Source organism: Myroides sp. TSA_177.3 (assembly GCF_052691955.1).
The window spans coordinates 1-993 of sequence record NZ_JBQZGD010000058.1 but is presented as its reverse complement, the minus strand read 5'-3'; the positions used below and the strand labels follow the sequence as shown (position 1 = coordinate 993).

Below are 993 nucleotides of genomic sequence, written 5' to 3'. Positions count from 1 at the left end.
TTGTATTGGTAGGTGCTATCTTGCGCCCCTTCTAGTTCAACAAGTCGTCCAAAAGCGTCATAGCTCAGTTTTCTACCTGCTTCATCCACTGTCATGCGCCCACAAGTGTCGTATTCCAATTCAATAGTTGCAGGATAAAATCCATGGGAATGCGTCACGCTGGTCAGCTGGGTCGGATCAGCACCATTCTCATAGTTATATTCCGCCACATCCACCTGATAATTTTCCAGCGTGGTTTCCACCGTTAGTAAATTATTCAACGCATCGTACTCATACACCTGTTTGCGAAAAGCCTGCCCATAGCCATCCTTTGGAAATTCACTCCCACTGATGCTATATTCCACCAAGCGATTGCGCACATCATAGGTATAATCTTCTTCTTTAATGCTGTTGCCATTTAACTTAGTTACTAGTTTGTTTAGCAACCCATTTCTAAGCCAACTTCGCTCTAAGCGCAATTGTGTGCCTTTGCTGTCCTTGATGATTTCAACCAACGGCTGATTGAATTCATTATATTGAAACTCCGTTTCGATTTTAGTGTAGGAATGGTTGTCTTCTACTATTTTCCTGTTCAGGCGCCCCAAGGCATCATAGAATAAATCAGCCGTTACATCCTGATCGACAATGCGACTCACCCTGCCATGCCCATCGCACTCATACTGCGTTTGCGCGCCTGTAATATCGCTATGCGAAATAGGTTCTCCTCTCAAGGTCCACTGGTAATCCACATCATAAGCATCGCCATTGACTGTTAGTGTTTCTGTTTCAAGTAACCCGTAGTCGTTCCAATAGTTCTGGTTGGTGGCCATTCCCTCTGCCGATTCGATTAATGCGCCCGTTGTGCTATCGTATTCAAAGGCCTGGATTAAATCATCCGCTTCAATTTGAGCAATGGCATTGCCTAGCTCTGCAATGTACGCATAGTCAATGGTGGTTCCATCGGGTTGCGTCACGGTAGAGGGAACAGGAGAAGCATCCTCATAGTCGTACGAT

Annotated in this window: 1 pseudogene; it reads right to left on the bottom strand. The window is 45.3% G+C overall.

Annotated features, from left to right (window positions below):
• Positions 1 to 993 (bottom strand): annotated as a pseudogene (locus tag ACUTSE_RS18130) (RHS repeat domain-containing protein); the annotation flags it as partial.